This is a genomic window from Martinezella rhizogenes (assembly GCF_007002745.1).
Lineage (GTDB): Bacteria > Pseudomonadota > Alphaproteobacteria > Rhizobiales > Rhizobiaceae > Agrobacterium > Agrobacterium cucumeris.
Window position 1 is genome coordinate 869940 of record NZ_SGNY01000002.1, and the last position, 18478, is coordinate 888417.

Sequence of the window (18478 nt, forward strand, 5' to 3'; positions counted from 1 at the left end):
CTTTCTCCGATCAGAGCACGTGGTGGTTTGCCACCGGCACGTTGGCGCGCACCTTGGCCGAATAGTCGAAGTCGAGGGCAGCGCCGGCGGTCCCGACAGTGTCGGAGCACTGGGTGATGATGTGGCCCCAGGGATCGATGACCATGGAATGCCCCCAGCAGGCCTTTTTGCCGCCCGCATGGGTGCCGATCTGGCCGACAGCCAGAAAATAGGTCTGGGTTTCGACGGCGCGGGCGCGGGCCAGCACTTCCCAATGGTCCTTGCCCGTCATCAGGGTAAAGGCGGCCGGCAGAACGATCACGTCTGCCCCCCTGTCCCGCAGGGCGCGGAACAGTTCCGGGAAGCGGATATCGTAGCAGATGCCGCAACCAACTGTCTGGTCGCCAACCTTATAGGTCACCACGTCTTCGCCGCGGGCGACGGAGTCAGACTCACGGTAGCTGATGCCGTTCGGCGTATCGACGTCGAACAGGTGCATCTTGCGGTAACGGGCGATCTGCTTGCCATCAGGACCAAAAACGAGCGTCGAATTGTAGAAACGGTTGCCTTCCTTCTCAACGATGGAACCGGCATGCAGCGTGATCGCGTGCTTTCGGGCGAGCCCCGAAAGCAGCGTATAAATCTCGCCATCGGGAAATTCTTCCCCGCTTTCATGCATCTCCTGAGGATTATCCCCAAGAAATGCAAAGTATTCTGGAAGAACAACAAGGTCAGGATTGTCCGCCTTGACTGCCTTTTCGATAAGATCGGCAGCAACCTTAAGATTTTCTGCCTTGTCGTTCTGGGTATTCATTTGAACAAGTGAGACTTTCACGTTGCTCTCCTCTCATGTTGCGAGGAGAATTAAGAACGGGAACGGTTTTCATGACAAACGGAAAAACTCTATCGGAACCCATAAGATAAGCTTATAGATTAATCATTTCGTGTTGCAGCGCAAAATTTAGGCGGCGACAGTCATCCATTGTGTGGTGGTTTCACTGACGATTTCCGTCGCCATGTCGGCAATGGCCCGGGCGAGCGCGTTGTCGCCACGTTCCTGATAAACGGTGTGGAATGTCAGGGGCGGTACAGACGGCGCGATATCGAGGATACGGGCTTCGCCGGACTTGATGATGCCGTCCACCAGCACGCGCGGCAAAGCGCCCACGCCGACCGCCGCTGCCACGAGGCGGGTCATGATCGACAGGGAATTGGAATTATAAATACGACTGTCAGACAGTCCGTGGGCATCGAGCAGCGCACGCAATGCCTGATGCGGCTGAGAACCCGTCGAGAAGGTAAGTAGCGGAAAATGCGCGATATCTTCAAGCGTGACACCTGTTTCCGGCAAAGGCAGATCAACCGCGCCAACCCAGCAGGACTCGAACGTACAGAGCGGCGAATTATAGATGTTCGCAGCCATGACCGGTCCCATGATGAAACCGACATCCACTTCACCATTTTGAATGCGCTGGGATAATTTCAGGCTGGTATCGATGGTCAGATCCAGGCTGACACCGGGATATTGTTCGTTCATTCGACGAATAAGAAGCGGCAGCCAGGCATAAACAATGGTATCCGCAGCACCGATACGCACGGTACCTCTCAGCGCCTCACGACTGCTCACGATCTGCCGGAATTCCCCGGTCAGGTTGACGATCTTTTCAGCATGCTGCAGCGCCAGACGACCAGCCGGCGTCAGGTTGACGCAGCGCACATCGCGGGTGAACAACACAACGCCTAGCTCTCGTTCCAGAGCGGCAATCCTGTTGGAAACCGACGCCTGAGTGGTGTGCAAACGTTCCGCCGCTGCCGAAAAGCTGTTCAACCGTGCAGCCCAGAGGAAGGTTTCGAGAAATCGCGTATTCATGAGGTAAAATCTTCTCGCATGGCTCCGCGATCCAGCAATGCAATGCCGGCTTCGTCTTGCCCTTGGCCCTTGTGGTTCGAGTGTCAGTATGTCCGATGCACACGCCCATAAGCAAGGGATGAGAGCCGAGTCACATGGCATGGTGGTGGAACGCTCATCAAGCTGCCGAGCTCAGTTATTTTCCGCTCCTTTTTCCGCCTCCCGAAACATTAGATGTGAGCCCACCGAGCCGCTTCATGGCTGAAATTTCAACAGCCCCCATGGCTCCCCCGGAACGGATGTGGATTAAATAGCGTCTGCGGTGTTCTCCTGGGTATGACTACGCGCATACAAAGGAGCTTGCGCCGTGAAATCCCCTGTTCCGCCATCTTCCCCCTCGTGACATTGGCTTGCACGCCCGCGTCTGCCAATCCGTTCTCGTCCGCCGGCGGGCGGTGATATTCTACTCTGGCAGGCCGAGCTTCGTCGGTCGTCTGAAACAACTACTGGTGTATCGCCATCGTCCAGCTCTCCATGACAGTCGAGCGGTTCCAAAGCCGGCGGTAATCCTGCGAGGTTTGCAGGAGGACTTCGTGCGTGTCACTCGCCACCATCGCACCGGCATCCAGAAGAATGATGCGATCGGCAGCGATGATCGAGGGCAGTTTGTGAGCGATGACGAAGAGAGTACGGCCGATGGAAAGTGCCGAAATTGCTTGCTGGATCGCCTCCTCGTTTTCCGGATCGACGGCCGAGGTCGCTTCGTCGAGGAGGATGATCGGTGCGTCCTTGAGGATTGCCCGAGCGATACAGATGCGCTGGCGCTCGCCGCCTGAAAGCCGGGCGCCGAGCGTGCCGACCATTGTGTCATAACCGTTCTCGAATTGCATGATCGTGTCGTGCACGACAGCCGCCCTTGCCGCTGCTTCGACCTCGGCGTCGGACGCGGATGGCCGACCGACGCGGATATTGTCGGCGATAGTCTCGTTGAAAAGCAGGGTTTCCTGGAAGACCGGAGCGATCATGGAGGCGAGCACCTGGTCATCGATTTGCCGGATATCCCGACCGCCGATGAAGATCGTCCCGTCATCCGGCTCGAAAAAACGCATGAGAAGTTGCAGGCAGGTGGTCTTGCCACTGCCGTTGGCACCGATCAGCGCAACCATCTCCCCCTGCTTTGCCGAAAAGGAGATGCCGGAGAGTGTCGGCACCTTCCGTCCGCCATGTGTGAAAGAGACATTCTCATAGCATATGTCGAAGGTATCAGGACGGCTGTCGGCATGCGATACAGGCGCCGGCACAGCAAAGATGGCATCGACATTCCGCCGCCCGATGCGGGCGAGTACCAGCATGGCGGTGAGGCTTGCGAAGTTCCGCGCCGGGACAATCGCCGAAACGATCAATAGTAAGGCGACAACCTTGTGAATGGTATCGGCGCCCGACGTCTCGCCCAAGGTGAAAACGGCGATGAGCATGGCAATGGCGGCCGAGAGCTCGATCGCCATGCGAAACAAGATGGCAATCGGCGTCATCTGACGGATGCCGCGCCAGGCGCCATGGCGAAGCTGGGCGACGTTTCGGGCAAAGTCTTCCCCTATGTCGTCTTCACCTGAGAAGGCGCGCAACACCGAAACACCTTCCGCCTGTTCCTGCATCACCAGCGAAACGGCAGCTAGGCTGCGCCCACGGCGCTCCAACCCGGTGGCCAGCCGGCGTTGCGCGAAAACGAGGACGACGAATCCGGTAATCATGGTGGCAACAACTGCAAGACCAGCGATTGGCCAGAAGAAGAGCGCGCCGATCAGGCAGGCGCAGAGTGCTGCTGCATTGGCGGCGATCTCCGGCCGGGTATAGGATGCATGGTTTTCAAGCCAGAGCACGTCTTCCGACACGGCCTGGATAAGCTTGCCGCCTTCGATCGCCCGGAAGGCACCCAGCGGCATGCGGATCAGGTGTGCAAGGATCGCCCGTCGCAAACGCAGCCCACCGCCATAGGCTTCAGCATAGAGCTTTCGTAAAGCTGGCCAAAGCAGCAGGCGCCGGGCAGTAAAGATCAGGAGCAGGATGCCGGCGCACCAGAGAGCGGAACGTCCCGAATTTCCACCAGCACCCTGCCACAGGAAAACCGCGGCAAGAAGCGGTTGAGCGACAAGCAACAGGCCATCGAGCATACGCCCGAGCGAAGCCGCATCCAACCGAATGCCGAGGTACAAGAGAGGATCGCGGTCCGCCATCAACGCACCCTGCCATTCTCAAGGACGAAGGATCGGGCAGCAGTATGCGAACGCCATTGCCGGGCATAGGCGCCGTCGAGGGCAAGCAGCGTGTCGTGGTCGCCCTGTTCCATGATGCGGCCGTTCTCCAGGTAGACTATATGGTCGAAGCCGCACACGGAGGAGAGGCGATGGGCGATCGCGATGACGGTCCGGCCTTTTGCCAGCGCATCCAGGGCCTGCTGGATTTCGTGCTGGCTATCCGGGTCGAGATAGGCCGTTGCCTCGTCCAGCACGAGGATCGGCGCGTCCTTCAGGATGGCCCGGGCGATCGCGATGCGCTGCTTTTGTCCACCCGAAAGCCCTTCGCCCCGGTCGAGGATAGTGTTGTAACCCTCGGGCAGCGCCATTATGAAACTATCCGCCTGCGCGAGACGTGCGGCTTCGACGATCTCGTCCTGCGTCGCCCCTGGCCGGCCGAGCGCGATATTGGCGCGGATCGTTTGTGAAAACAGGAACGACTCCTGAAACACCGGGGCAAATTGCCGAGCGAGTTCATGCTGCGGGAAAGAGCGGATATCGCGGCCGCCGAGCGTGATGCGGCCGATATCGGGATCGAAAAAGCGAAGCAGGAGCCGCGCAAGGGTCGACTTTCCGGAACCGCTCGGACCAACAAACGCCACGCTTTGACCGGTCTTGATATCCAGGTCTATATCCTCCAGCGCGAAACCATCTTCATAAGCAAAACCAAGCTTTTCGAAGCGGATATCCTGCCCGTTTTGCGGTCGATCCTGAATAATCGGCAGGTCTGGCAACCGGAGCAGTGCATCAACGCGTGCCAGCGAGGCCTGCTGGATGCGCAGCCGCCCCATCGCGCCGAACAGCCGCGCGCCAAGCGAGGAAAGGGTGAAGCTCGCAAGCAGGAAGAAGACGAGTACGGAATAGCCGTCTGGCAGCGGATGGAGCCACAGGCCAAGTGGCGCAACGATCAAAAGCGTCGAGGTGATGGCAAGGAAAAACCAGTTGTTGCTGGACGCGGAGAAGGTAAGCCAGCGGCCAACCACGTCGTCCACTTCCTGGAAAGATGCCTCCGCCCGGCGAAGATCGCCCGGGCCGATACCATAGGCCTTGATGACGGGCACCATGCGGATCGCCTCCTGCAAAGCAGCATCGACCGCCGTTTGCGCCGCGACAAACCGGCGGGACAGCCCTCTGTCATGCCTCAGGATCATGGAAAAAGCGATAAAGCCGGCCAGAACCGGCAGGAATGCTGCAATGGCAAGTCGCCAGTCGAGGAACAGCATGGCGATGCCGATAGCGAGCGGGGCGATCATCACCGCAACGAGGTCGGGGATAAGATGCGCGATGCCATCCTCGATGCGCTCGACATCCTCCATCAGCGTGCGGCGGATTTCGGCAGCCTCGAAGCGCTGGAGAGCACCGAGCGGTGTGGACCAGAGTTTCCGGCCTATCGCAAGCCGCGTCTGCGCCTGCACGTCGATCGCCACCCGATGCGATAGCAGGTTCGATACCATCTGCAGGAGGCAGGACAGTACGACCGATCCCAGAAGCCCGGCCGACCAAAAGATCGCGCCGTCGCGATCTCCCGCGATGAGCGCCGCCACCGCCAATGCGACCAGCACGGCGACAGCTGTTTCGAGCACCGCGGAGAGGATCGACGCCGCGATGACGATACCCATCCAGCCACGATACCCCTCCGTCAGTCGCCAGAGATGGCCGGCAGCCCCGCCACCGGCAACGTCGTCTCCCTGCCCGGCCTCTTCGGGCATGTCACCTAATGCATTCTTCGCCATCTTGGGCTCAGAACTTGATCTTGAAGCTGCCGCCGAAGGTCAGCGGGTCACCCGGCGAAACCAGCGTGCCGACACCGAGATTTGCGGCGACCGTGCGGTAGTCGGTATCGCCGATGTTCTTGGCGAAGACATAGGCCGCATAACGGTCATTCTCCAGTCCGACATAGGCGTCTATGAGGCCATAGCCTTTCTGCTGGATCGTGTTCTGCACGTCGAAATAGTAGCTCGACCGATAACGGTAGTTCACGCCGACCTTGCCGACGAGGTCGTCAAGGCCCGTTTCCCACTGGTAGGAGAGACCGGCCGACCCGGTGAAGCGTGACACGAACTGCTGCTGGTTGCCGCTGACATCCACCGCACCCGATCCATCCAGCGCACGCGCATTGCGGTATTCCCTGTAAGTCGCATCCGCGTAACCAGCGCCGGCCGTGAGCGACCAGTGATTGTCGATGTCGAACGCGGCGGAGAGTTCGCCGCCGAAGGACTGGCTCTGTGGCGCGTTCGAAATCGGCGTGGCGCCCGTCAGCCCATTGAAGCCCTGGACCTGCTGGTCTCGCCAGTCGATGTAGAACAATGAAGCCTCGACCCTCAACCGGTCGTCCAGTGTCGCCGACTTCAGGCCTACCTCATAGCTGGTTACGCTTTCCGAATCGTAGGCCCCTTCATCACCAAGGCCGACGAAGCCGGAGTTGAAACCGCCCGACTTGTATCCGCTCGAGACACCGCCATAGAGGTTCAACCCCTCCATCGGCGCAAATTGCAGGCCGATGCGTGGTGTGACGTAGGTTTCGGAAAGCCGGGCGTTGTAACCGCGTGCAAAGGTTCCGGTCAGGCCAAGCAGTTCAGCGGTCTTGTTGGCGGTGAAGTCGTAGTCGAAGGACTTGCGGTCATGGCCGATACGCAGACCGCCAAAAACTTTCCATTGATCGTTCAGCGCGTAGGTTCCGTCCGCAAAGCCCGAAAGCGAAACCGTGTCCGTATCTCCACGGGTCGAAAGCGTCGCAGCGCCACCAGTGAACGTGCTGTTGGCGCCATAGGTGCGCGAACCCTCCGAGAACTCGCCATAAAGTCCGGCGACCCAGTTAAAGCGCTCGTTGTCCTCGGAGACATAACGCACTTCCTGCGACCATTGACGATAGCTGCCGTCGAACGGATTGTCTGCACGGTAGCGGAAATTTGGGAAGCCGAGGGACTGGAAAAGTCCGTCATAGGCCGCGAAATATCCGAGCGGAAAGCCGTTGCCGCCGACATCCACCGCGCTTTTCTGAAAGCCGGTGATCGAGACGATCTTGTCGCCATTGTCGAGGTGGTAGGTGAACTGGCCTGAGACAGTCGCGAGATCGCTTTCGATGCGGATCGGATCGTCAATAGCAACTCCCCGCCTGCCCTTGAGGAAATCCGCTTCCGGCATACCGAGCATCTCGCCGTCCAGCACCTGGCGCTCGATATCGACGATACCGAGGAATTCGAGGTTATCGGTGAGGTCGCCGGCAATGCTGACGCGACCATGCACATCCTTGCCGCCGCCGAGATCATCGTCATTGATGGTTGAATAGAGGGAGCCGTCGGTCTTCGAGACCGAAAGGGCGCCGCGCGCTGCCCAGCCATTGTCACCAATCGGCGTGTTGAAGATGCCGGTTGCCGTCGCCGTGCCGAAGCGACCATATTCAACTCCGAGTTCGCCGCCGGTCCGGTCGGGATCAGGCAGGTTGGAGATGATGTTGACCGAACCGGCAATATTGTTGCGGCCATAGAGCGTACCCTGCGGTCCGCGCAGAATCTCGATACGGTCGACGTCGAGCAACGTGCCGCTATGGGCCTGTGCGCTACCGATGCCGACACCATCGAGATAGACGCCGACAGACGGGTCGCTCTCGATAAGCGCAGAGCCGACGCCGCGGATAGCGGTGAAGGATGTATAGAGTTTCGCCGTGACGGCACCGGTCTGAGCATTGGGCGCGGCAGCGATGGCATCATCGCGGCGCTTTGTCTTCTGAAGCGCCAGCGTCTCACCGCTCTCCACCACGATGCTTGCAGGCACGTCCTTGCTTTCCGCCGTGCGCTTCTGCGCCGTGACGATGATCGGTTTCAGCACGGTCGTTTCCGTCGCCTCCTGCGCAAGAGCAATGACAGGCAGGCTGGTGCTTGCCAGAAGCGTGGCAAACCGTATGGCAGTTTTCATGATCAATCCCCGGACCCCAGTTCGGCGCGGATTATCGCGGTGGATGTAAGAAGGGTCGAGGCGCTTGGCTTATGCGTTTCGGCAAAAAGCTTACGATTATTATCCAGTTTTAAATCATTCAAGATTTCAATCGGCTAGGTGGATAGCCGAAATGCCGGGTGAAGGCCGAAGTGAAGTTTGCGGGATGCTGGTAGCCGGCCTTGTAGGCCGCCTCCGCGATGCTCAATCCGTCGCGCAGGATAGCGTTCCGACCGATCAGCAGCCGCCGCTCCAGAAGATATTCCCGGGCGCTGATGCCGAAGGCGCGCTGGAAGTCCTGCTTGAGTTTGCTCTGGCCAATGGCGAAGCGGGCAGCAAGGCCGGCGAGCGAATCGATAGCCGCGGCATTCGCATCGATGTGCCGGCGGATTTCCAGCATACGCTCCAGCGATTTCGCGGTGAGGTTGGCGACTGCGGCCACCTCAGCCGGACGAAAGGCCTCCGCCAGAATGCTCAGCAGGCTCATGGCACTGGCATCGAGATGCACATTGGTGAAGGCGCCGTGCGCCGGCGGGTTCAGCACGGACCAGGCTATCTGGCGAAGCCGCGCATCGAGCGAATGGCGGCGTATCATCACCGGCTGGCACATGGCGCGTTGCATGGCCTGATAGGTGGGATCGCCATCCATGACGGCACGGTTATGCTCGCTCCAGGCGGGCGTCAGCAATAACTCCACCACGCGAACCGGTTGATCGGCATGGATGGTCATGCTCGTCGGCCGGCTTTCGCCTGTGGAAGTGATCCAGACCTCGTCCGGGCAGAATCCACCCTCGATGCCTTCGGTCGTGTTGGTGGCAAAGCCCTCCAGTACGACGGAGAGGCAGATCGCTGGAAAGGTGTGACTCTGATAGGCAAGCGGCGTGTCGAGGCGAAGATCGGTGGTGCCGAGGAACATTCCGGGGCTGACCTCGCGCCAGCGGCGTGTATCGCCCTGCATCTCCATCCGTTCCTCCAGAATGCCAGCATCTTCGAGCGAGCCGGCAAAATCATGCGCCTCGGTACCGACCACATCCGTCACGCCTTTCGCTCCCCTGGCCGCGCACGCCACGTCGTCCTGATCGGATTGCACACCGTACCAACCCTGAGATTCATCTGCCCCACCCACATGATGGATCGGATCGCAACATCCGCTTAACGTGATTACTACAATCAAGTTTTATGCAACAACCCACAGAGGGCAAAAAAATCGTTGCGAGGGCCGATTTCAGGCGCTTTTACGAGTTCGCAGCACGATCTGCCCCTCGACTGTGCCCGCCATGCTTGCCGGCTGCTATGCGGTCCATGGACAGACACGATGACCTGATTGGGCTCTTGATGAGAAGAGCACCGTCGCCCCAACAAGAAAGAGCCGATTCAGCTTATCGGCATAGACTCTGGCCATTCCTGCGCGCCACAAAGCGCGCTCATCAGAAACTCGCCTTCAAGGCAGCAAAGCATTGTTCGAGTTATGTAACTCATTTGAAGGCACACTCTTCAAGAGACTCACCAATGAGCTCTGTTGACTAGTTCCTGTTTTTGAGAAAATTGCATTCAGATAAGTGCGCGCCGTTCCGAAAGTTATTCGTTGGTTCGCAGCCGAGTCGCGTAGGGAGAGGCCGGATGTCAAGGCCAGCGCCAATCGAGCCTCCGCGGGCGTCAATCCGAAGAGCCGGGAAACATATTCCGCACCGGGAAGTCCTCTCGTCGTTGCAACTGGCGTGACAATCATTATCGTCCCCGGCCCGGCGAATATGTGTCTCGCTTCTCGATACAATGGAATCATCTGGATAACCGCAGCGTCACGACTTTCGTCCGCCGGGATGGGAATGCTCACGGGTTTCCTTATGGAAACATCCAGCGCCTGGGAGAAGGCCTTCCTCAAGGAATCGCTGCCCTTGAGATCGAGGCGACCTGACGAATTCGCGGAAAAATATCGACGGCTATCGTGGAACAGATCGTTTGTTAGGACGATTTCTCTATTGCGAGCGATAAAAGCGGCAGCCACTCCGACGCTGTTAAGCATCTCTACTCCTCCACGTACGCGCTCAAAATACATACGTGACGCGAACAACGCAGCTTGCGAAAAGGGCTGGTTTAGTTTGTTGAGCTGAGCAATGATTTTCGGACCGTAACCGGGCTCACCCAGCCGGCGAGTAAATTCGAGCGTTATAATTTCGCCGTTAAATAACTCAACAATCATGCCCGCCTGCACACCGTAGCCACGTTCGGCATGCCGCTTAACCCTCTCCTGGAAATCGACAATATCGGACCAATCGCCAGCAAACGGATCGAGCTGAAGGAAACCTTTATTAATTATCCCTTTAGCGCGAACATAGCTCGTCCATCGCTCTTGGGCTTCGGGAGTTTGATGCCAATCTTCATAATCCGGGAGGATCCTGCGACTGGTCGTAATACCCCTTGGAGTCGGCCAATATACTCCGATGCCACCAAAACCGGAATCAGTCTGCGCCGCCAATTCATCAAGCAGCGGCACCCACAGCTCCGGAAAGAAAGCAGCCTCGTACATTTTTTCAGAGAAATAACTAGTGTCCAACTCCAACGTCCCCGCCGACGATCCAGTTCAATCATTTATAACTCGCAAAGCACGTTGGTCGTATTGTAATATTTATTCCATACTCTACAGTGCGTGGATTTATTATTCTGATTAGTCGGGTAAATCTACTACTACCATATGATAGGGATTGATATATGCGGCCCTGTAACGTCCTCGTGAGTTGCGAACGAAATAACGGCCTCATTACGCGTGTATTTTAGCTTTACTATTGAATACTATAGGACTAATTATAATAAAACCCAGCGGTTAAGCTTACAACTATCCATACTTTACTATCGCTTCCATTTCGGTTCTGAGGCGAATATCTGGGAGCAGGCGTTGCCAAGTTGTTTGAGCCGGTCATTTTGATTATCGGTCCGGCATGAAGATCCTGGCTCATTACTCCGGCTGGATGGAGTTTCGCTTCCCGCGTGAGATCCTCGCCTATGCAGTCTGGGCCAAAACTCCTACCAGCAGACCCGAAAATGCGAGAAGATCATGTGTCGGTTCAAAACACCGCTTCAGGCATAGTACTCCTTGTCGGCCCACGATCAAATCAACACGATCTTCCGCCCCCGCCGCTACATTCCAGCCGCCATTTCATACCGCCACGCGCGAGCTGATACGTTCAGCCTGTGGGCTGAGTATGTGGCTGAAATGACAGTCTAAAACTGGCGACACCGCGCCGCTGGTACGCAACGCCAATCCACGTGGCAATTCCAACCACATAAGCGACAATCTCACGTGGAAACGAAACCCCTTCAAGCGGGGTAAAGCGATCTGCAATTTCAGGGCGCCTTCATACCGGACACGCCAGTCTCAAACAACTTGGCCATACCAAACATTCAATATGGTGGGCGTACCCCCATCATATGGCAGTAGACAATGTGCCTGCAACGCAGCCAATTCTTCCTCCAGCAAATGCTATGAGCGGTGCATGTCGGCGATTGGGATATCAGTTCGTCCAGTCCGTAAAGCTGTAATGCACGACCCTTCCGCAGCTGAAGGCAAACTCTTGTAGCTCAAGCCAGGCACAACCATAAACTGTATTTCGTTATGAGTCAGCCGGTAAAAGAAGATTAATAATAGATACTGCAGGTGAATATGACTAATACTGGCTTCCATCGAAATTGCTCTTTAACTGCCATGGTTATTTTTACAGTTGCAGGCACGACAAGTGTCAGCTTTGCCGATGGCGAATGCGGACCAGCAGTTGGGGGCGTCGTAACCTGTAACGACACGTCGCTAAATCCCTACCCTAACGGTATCACTTATGTCCTAAACGCGGCAAACTGGATAAGGCTAGAGCGGGGCGTCACCGTTGACAGGATTGATGGGGACGGAAACAGAGGAGTAACACTGCGGCTTTTGAACTCCCCCTCAACAGTTGACTTGGACTACGGGACGTCGATTAGCACATCCGGCCTAAACTCTGACGCGGTCTTTGTAGATAGTGACAGCGATATCTCGATAATTTCGGCCGCTGATATTAACGTGCAGATCCCCTCGTCAGATACAGGTTCCGCAGCAGGACTTTCCGGGTCGATCAGAAGCGGGGCTGGTCATGCCAATCTCGACATATTTCAGCGGGAAAACAGCACCATAACCGCCACGGGACATATGGGGCGCGGGGTCTATGGTGAGCATTGGGGTAGCGGCGACGCACTGGCAATCACAAAGGGCACCATTACAACTCAGGGAGAAAATGGGCAGGGTATTTTTCTTCGCATTCTCGGTTCGGCCAATCCTGGACAGGCTCACATCATCGCCACTGAAGGTGCGACTATTCAAACGAGCGGCTTTGCCGCAGACGCTCTACTTGCAAGTAACGAAGCTCTCGGATCGGCGACGATCGAATCGGGCGCATTCGTTACCACGAGCGGCGCTTACGCTTATGGTGCCATTTCCAAAATCGATGACGCAGCCAATTCCCAAGACGCCACTGTTACTATTAACAAGGGTGGACGCATTACGACCCAAGGCGATGCATCACACGCGATCGTAACTCGAACGCCAGGGACAGGCGCGGCAATTGTTCGTCTCGCCCCAGAGACAGCCATAACGACTGCGGGTTCACTGGCCAATGGTATAAAAAGCTCAAGTGGTGGTGACGTCGTTATGATCCAGGATGGAAAATCCACGGTCCATGTGACCGGGGATCAATCTTTCGGGGTAGATTTAACGGCGGAAAACAAGTCCGAAGGCCGCTTTGATGGCGAAATTCGTTCTTCAGGGCAATTCGGTATCGGCATTTCCTCCTACTCCTCGACCTCCACCTCAACTGTTGTCGTGGGGAGGGAGGCGACGGTGAGCGGCGGATGGCAGCCAGGCTTGACCGAGATAGGCACAACCTCGGAAAGACCCGCTTCCGGAATTTTAATTGGCTCCGCGACGTTGAGCAAACTTGTTAACACCGGTCGAATTGAAGCTGGCTCCGACCGTGCCGTCGTTGACGTGGGGCGATTCCATCCAGCAAACGGGCATTTGGATGTTGTCAATCAAGGCAGCCTGACCGGGTTTGTTGTGTACGCCGGCGTCGACGGCAATCAGTTTATCAATGGTGAGAACGGTGTTTTCAGCATTCGGCACTTCGCCGACACTGATGTCGATGGTTTGCGTGATACAAAGCGGGTCTCTGTGTCCGATTTTGGCTCCAACACCAGCATCTTCCACAATCAGGTCGGTGCGACCGTCCATTTGAGCTCGGTAACGGGGGAAACAAATGTCGACGCAGGCAACTATTATCAACCTAAATCAGCCACGAGCCCATTGGATCCCAATATCTACTCGTTGAATAGACCTGGCGTGGTTCAAGGTCAGCTCGTCAATTTAGGCACTTTTCAAAATTCGGGCTCGATCGATCTGACAGGACCAACAACAGGCAATACGCTCCTCATCACCGGCAATGCCACCGCCGATTCAGGCGCGGGCAATGGTGTTTTCCTCAGTGATGGCGGTCACCTCGTACTAAACGCGGTGGCAAATGGCGGTGGCGCATCGAGAGAGCCGGCGGAATCATACGCTGACGTTCTCGTCGTGGACAGCACGCGCGTTGCAAGCGGTCCGACCAAGATTAGGATTGCCCGACGCGAAAGCAACGGCTCATCAGAAGATGGAAACGGCATTCTCCTCGTCGAAGTACGCAACAAAGACGCTTCCGGCGCAAACGTTTTCTCGCTCGTTGGTGATTCCCGGGTCGGTGAATCGGAGTCGATCGTACTGGGAGCTTACTCCTACGGCCTCTATCACAATGGCGTTGGGAGTGATGCAGCCGACGGTAACTGGTACCTCCGAAAGGCATCTCTGGCGCCAACGGTCCCCGTTTACGAAAGCTACCCGCAGGTTCTTCTCGAAATGGCACAGCTTCCAGATCTGTCAAACAGCGGCCGGAATCGTCTTTGGATAAATCCTCTAGAACAACATGAAACAACTGGGCGTGGCGGAAATCTCGCCGGAATTGACAGATGTTACGCACCGGAGGATGTCGAATTCGGCGCTACCGATGGGACCCACTGTACCGCTAGAAGTGGCTTTTGGGTTCATCTTGAGGGTGGACGCGGGCGACATGCTTTGGCTAGTTCCGCAAGCGAAGCGGACTATAAGTATGAGTCTTCCACATTTCAGGTCGGCGTCGATGGCATCTTGCTTGAGGGAAAACATGGAACGCTAATGGCGGAGCGAACCTCCGGCGCGATCAAAGTTCTGCAACGATTGGTGCGTTCGGAAGCAGAGGCAGTATCGCGAGCGAAGGTTATGGTGCAGGCGCAGCACTGACATGGTATGGATCCGGCGGATTCTACCTGGATGGACGGGCGCAGGCAACTTGGCTTAAAAGTGATTTGGCGTCCGATACGTTGGGGCAATCGCTCACAAGTGACAATAACAGCTTTGGCGCCGCAATAGGTCTGGAAGCTGGGCAACGCATAAAGATTGGCAACAACTGGACGCTGGTCCCACAGGCGCAGCTAGTTTACACCAGCGTTAAAGTCGATGAGTTTGCGGATCCATTCGGAGCCGCCGTTGTGTTTTCTGACGGTGAAAGTCTTCGTGGTCGGCTCGGGGCTGCGGTTGAATATTCTAGCGTCTGGAAAGAGGCAGATGGAACGGTCTCCCATTTGGATTTTTTCGGCGCCACGAACGTCCGCAACGAGTTTTTTCAGGGAACACGGGTCACCATATCCGGAACAGATACCGTTGCACGGCAGGAACGACTCTGGGGCGGGATCGAACTGGGCGCAACCTACGCTTGGAATGATGACCGATATGCGATCTATGGCAAAGCTTCACTCGACTCCGGTTTAGCGAAGTTGGGGGAAAGCTATAGCCTTTCCGGGATGGTCGGTTTCAAAGCCAGCTGGTGAGCCCTTACAAAATAAGCCTTTCTGACGGAGCGGGACCTCTCTGGACTAACTTCGTCAACATGCGCAGGGATGCGCACGGCCTACGGGCCGTGCCCGTTCGGTACACCTCTCAGGATACATATCCAAGTCTGCGGTCACTCGCCGACTTGGCGGATAAGTGCTATCTTTTGGCGCGCCGAACTATTTCTCGACATGCAAAGTGCACTTGAAAAAGGGCTCTCGGCTGACTTGCGAGCTTGCGCGACCGACACGATTGAAAGCAGGGCCGTTCATCGGTCCTGTTGAAAAAACCGGCTGATCGCGGAAAGAGCGCTGACGATTTTCAGTGAGTCTGGTCGACAGACTCGGTGATTTCAGTGCGCGCGAGAACAAATCTCAGACGTTTATTTATGACCGGGCGATTCAATCAGTGCACCCGCGGCTGTGCGATTGACAGCCTTGGAATAAAGAAATCCTTGGCCAAGTTCACATCCCATTGCAACTAGCTGTTCAGCCTGTGAGGAAGTTTCGATGCCCTCAGCAACAACACCGATGCCGAGATTCTTGGCAATTGCCACCAGTCCTTCAATAATGAAAGTAGCCGAATCCCCAGGCACCATGCGATGCACGAATGACTTGTCGATCTTGATAATATCGACGGGAACGGTCAGGAGATGCGTCAAGGACGCGAAGCCCGTACCGAAATCATCGAGAGCGACCCGCATGCCTTTCGTTCTCAGTCCTTTGATTTCTTCCGCGATAGCATAGTCGCGTTGGCTAAGATAAACGGACTCGGTGACTTCCAGAACAATGTGTTTTAGTGGGACGCCAGCATTTGCGAACACTGTACATAATCTTTGCTCCAAATTGCCGTTCTGAAAATCGGCAGCTGACAGATTAATCCCTACGTGTTGAAAAGGCAGGCCTCTGTCGAGCCAATTGCGGACATCTTGTGCAACGCGTAGGAGCATCCTTTCGGTTAGTTCAGCAGCCACGTGCGCATCCTTGGTTGCTTCGTGAAAATTGGCTGCGGCTGTGATTTGACCGGAAGCCGTGGTCATACGGCAAAGCGCTTCGAATCCGACGATCTCACGTGTATCGAGACGAATGATCGGCTGGTAGTGGACGTCAATTCGATCTTCGACAAGAGCAACAGAAACATCTCGGATGTCTCTGGTACGACGAGTGAGCGCAGTCCCGAGATCGGGATGAAATTCAACATATTGTCCGCGGCTACGCTCCTTTGCGTGATAAAGCGCAATGTCCGCATTTTGACGCAATTGGGAAAGGTCTGATTCATGCTCCCTGTAGGCGCCCCCGAGCGTCACCGCCGGAAAGATGACATGTCCACCGCACTCTGCCGGCGGCTTGATAGCCACGAGAATTTTGTGGGCCTTAGCTGCGAGATCAATAGGGGCTTCACCGGAGATGACGATGGCAAACTCATCTCCGCCCAGTCTGAATGTATTTTCGGCTGTCATGATCGCTGATATGCGACTTCCAACAAGCTGGATAAGGGCATCTCCTGCCGCATGACCGAACGTATCGTTGACCAATTTCAAATTGTCGATATCTGCAAGCAGGATACCGGAAATGCGGTTCTCCTGCATGGATTTCTCTTTTAGAAATTCATTGAACCGTGCGCGATTGGGAAGGCCTGTCAAGGAATCAGTGTATGCCAGTCTCTGGCGTTCCAAAACTCGTTCGTGCCGCTCTATTGCGATCAAGCATAGATGGACACTTGCATTTGCCGCCTCTTGTTCGAGATCGGTTGGATCGCGGTTTTCCCAATGGTAGAATTTGACCATCGCCACGAGACGGTTGCCCGACAGAACGGGCGCCGGCCAACAGGACTTGAAGCCGACGGGAGGAACAAAGTCCATTAAATCGATCCATGCAAGCTCTTGGTTTTCTGCTTTGGTCGAAGCTTCTTGAACAAGGGCCGAAGGTGGGAACGAAGCGAGAGGATCCTCTAAATCTCGATCAGTAATCGCTGTCAAACCGTTGATGCCCGACAAAGGGCATGTAAGATCGCACGGGGCCCCTCCTTTAACTGTGGTGATGACACACAATATCCCGGGAACTCGGGCCTCCATTTCCAAACAGATGCGCTCAATAGTTGTTTCAAGCGACACGCCTCTGGCGATCATTTCAAGAATAATATTCTTAAATTCAAGAAGCATTGGCCGACTTTCATGGCTTTTGTATTGGGGAATTATTGGCAGGGATCTATATTTGCCGCGAGCCTGTCCAGGCATGGCAGTCCTGCTGCTCTGCGAGTGCAAAGTAATTCTAAACGATTTTGAGGATATTTTATTTACATCTTCTGTATCGCTGCATCTGGAGCATAATGATTATGCTGATTAACTGATAGACGATACATATCCGTCGGGCGGAAAGATGCTGTCATATGGTGATGGAAATAAGATTTGATCCAGCGGAAATTTGGATTGATGTAGCCGGAAATAAAAAATCGTGGCGCTCAAGTGCTCGGCGGAGCAGATCGCAGGTAACGCCATTCTCGCTTAGTTTATACCGCTCTGGGCTGCGTTGAACAAAGGGAAGACTAACCTTTGATCGGTAAGCGCTACGTTGCCCGTGAGTTCCATAAGTCGTCGGTGGTTAAATCGCTTCACCCTTTTTGGGGGCGTTCGACCACAACCGACACCAACTTGAGACCGGCGCGACCCCGGCCCGTGCCATATTCATCGACGAGTGAGCTCGCATTCTGGGCGATCGCGCTGAAATGGAATTGGCCCGTTGAGTGGCGTTGGGTGCCAGCGACGCGGTGTCGCCAGTTTCAGACTATCATTTCAGCGCCTTGCTTATCCCACAGGCTGAACGCGTCAGCCAGCGCGTGACGGTATGAAATGGCGGGTGGAGTGTAGCGACGGGGGCGGAAGATCGTGTTGATTTGATCGTGGGCCGACAGGAAGCGCTGTGCCTGAAGCGGTGGTGGCCCAGACCGCATAGGCGACGATCTCACGCGGGAAGCGAAACCTTCAGCCGGAGTAATGCGCCAGGCATCCTCATGCCAGACCGATAATCCAAATGACCGGCTCAAACAACTTGGCAATGCCGGCTCAGGTCACCATCAACATCGGTGGAGTTATTTCGTATCAATGGCTTCGCTAAATGGGTCGGTGGTTTGAACCCATTCAAGAGCTCAATTGGACACATTCATTGCGGCTCGCAAGGTATCGTTTATGCGTTCTTGCCAGCCCGGACCGTCCGCCTGAAAATGCGCGAGGACATCGCTGTCGATCTTCAATGATACAAGCTCCTTGGTATTAGGAATTGCAGGCCGTTCAACGGCCGGCGCTGCGACCTTTTTTGCCGGTTTGAACAGCGCCTCGGCTGCGTCTTTCGGATTGGATGGTCGCCGGGGTGTTGCCATGGTCATGTCCTCTTTTGTCGTGCGCTTGAACAGCGCAACCGGTCAGTTGTTGTTTCCAGGCAGCGGAAGGACCGTAATCGCTGCTGATAAACTGGTTAGCCGCCCCCGCTCTTCGGAAGAGATCGCATATCG

11 protein-coding genes and 2 pseudogenes are annotated in these 18478 nt (G+C 56.0%); 3 read left to right on the plus strand and 10 right to left on the minus strand.

Features of this window, described 5'->3' with window-relative positions; translation table 11 throughout:
- Positions 1-10: 10 nt before the first annotated feature.
- The 7 genes from EXN68_RS09925 to EXN68_RS09955 form a co-directional block, all read right to left on the minus strand.
- Positions 11-793, minus strand: a complete 783-nt coding sequence (locus EXN68_RS09925) for a carbon-nitrogen hydrolase family protein (protein WP_237681385.1) — start codon at positions 791-793, stop codon at positions 11-13.
- 147 nt (positions 794-940) lie between these two features.
- A complete protein-coding gene (locus EXN68_RS09930) occupies positions 941-1849 on the minus strand; it encodes a LysR family transcriptional regulator (protein ID WP_142840627.1) in 909 nt (302 codons plus the stop codon).
- Between the two features lie 482 nt (positions 1850-2331).
- Positions 2332-4062: an ABC transporter ATP-binding protein gene (locus EXN68_RS09935; protein WP_142840628.1), complete on the minus strand. Its 1731-nt coding sequence runs from the start codon at positions 4060-4062 to the stop codon at positions 2332-2334.
- On the minus strand, positions 4062-5855 hold the full coding sequence (locus tag EXN68_RS09940) for an ABC transporter ATP-binding protein (protein WP_142840629.1): 1794 nt from the start codon (positions 5853-5855) through the stop codon (positions 4062-4064). The genes EXN68_RS09935 and EXN68_RS09940 overlap by 1 nt, the downstream gene beginning before the upstream one ends.
- A 7-nt stretch (positions 5856-5862) precedes the next feature.
- Positions 5863-8037: a TonB-dependent receptor gene (locus EXN68_RS09945; protein ID WP_142840630.1), complete on the minus strand. Its 2175-nt coding sequence runs from the start codon at positions 8035-8037 to the stop codon at positions 5863-5865.
- 118 nt (positions 8038-8155) lie between these two features.
- Complete coding sequence (locus EXN68_RS09950; protein WP_142840631.1) at positions 8156-9094, minus strand: AraC family transcriptional regulator; 939 nt, start codon at positions 9092-9094, stop codon at positions 8156-8158.
- A 402-nt stretch (positions 9095-9496) separates the two neighbouring features.
- Positions 9497-10609, minus strand: coding sequence for a helix-turn-helix transcriptional regulator (locus EXN68_RS09955; RefSeq protein WP_142840632.1), 1113 nt, complete (start codon positions 10607-10609; stop codon positions 9497-9499).
- A 444-nt stretch (positions 10610-11053) separates the two neighbouring features.
- Here EXN68_RS09955 and EXN68_RS27880 point away from each other — a divergent pair.
- The 3 genes and pseudogenes from EXN68_RS27880 to EXN68_RS09970 form a co-directional block, all read left to right on the plus strand.
- Positions 11054-11278, plus strand: a pseudogene (locus EXN68_RS27880) (IS6 family transposase); the annotation flags it as partial.
- Between the two features lie 435 nt (positions 11279-11713).
- Entirely contained in the window at positions 11714-14383 is a 2670-nt protein-coding gene (locus EXN68_RS09965) for an autotransporter outer membrane beta-barrel domain-containing protein (protein WP_142840633.1), read from the plus strand.
- Positions 14347-14970, plus strand: a complete 624-nt coding sequence (locus EXN68_RS09970; protein ID WP_333780244.1) for an autotransporter outer membrane beta-barrel domain-containing protein — start codon at positions 14347-14349, stop codon at positions 14968-14970. Before EXN68_RS09965 ends, EXN68_RS09970 begins: the two co-directional genes overlap by 37 nt.
- A 383-nt stretch (positions 14971-15353) precedes the next feature.
- Here EXN68_RS09970 and EXN68_RS09975 read toward each other — a convergent pair whose 3' ends face one another.
- From EXN68_RS09975 to EXN68_RS09985, 3 genes and pseudogenes are all read right to left on the minus strand, one after another.
- Positions 15354-17132 carry a putative bifunctional diguanylate cyclase/phosphodiesterase gene (locus EXN68_RS09975; RefSeq protein ID WP_142840635.1) on the minus strand — a complete coding sequence of 593 codons (1779 nt, stop codon included), beginning with the start codon at positions 17130-17132 and terminating at the stop codon, positions 15354-15356.
- 617 nt (positions 17133-17749) lie between these two features.
- Positions 17750-17896: pseudogene (locus EXN68_RS09980) on the minus strand (IS6 family transposase); the annotation flags it as partial.
- A gap of 219 nt (positions 17897-18115) precedes the next feature.
- A complete protein-coding gene (locus EXN68_RS09985) occupies positions 18116-18346 on the minus strand; it encodes a BrnA antitoxin family protein (RefSeq protein WP_142840636.1) in 231 nt (76 codons plus the stop codon).
- Positions 18347-18478: the final 132 nt, after the last annotated feature.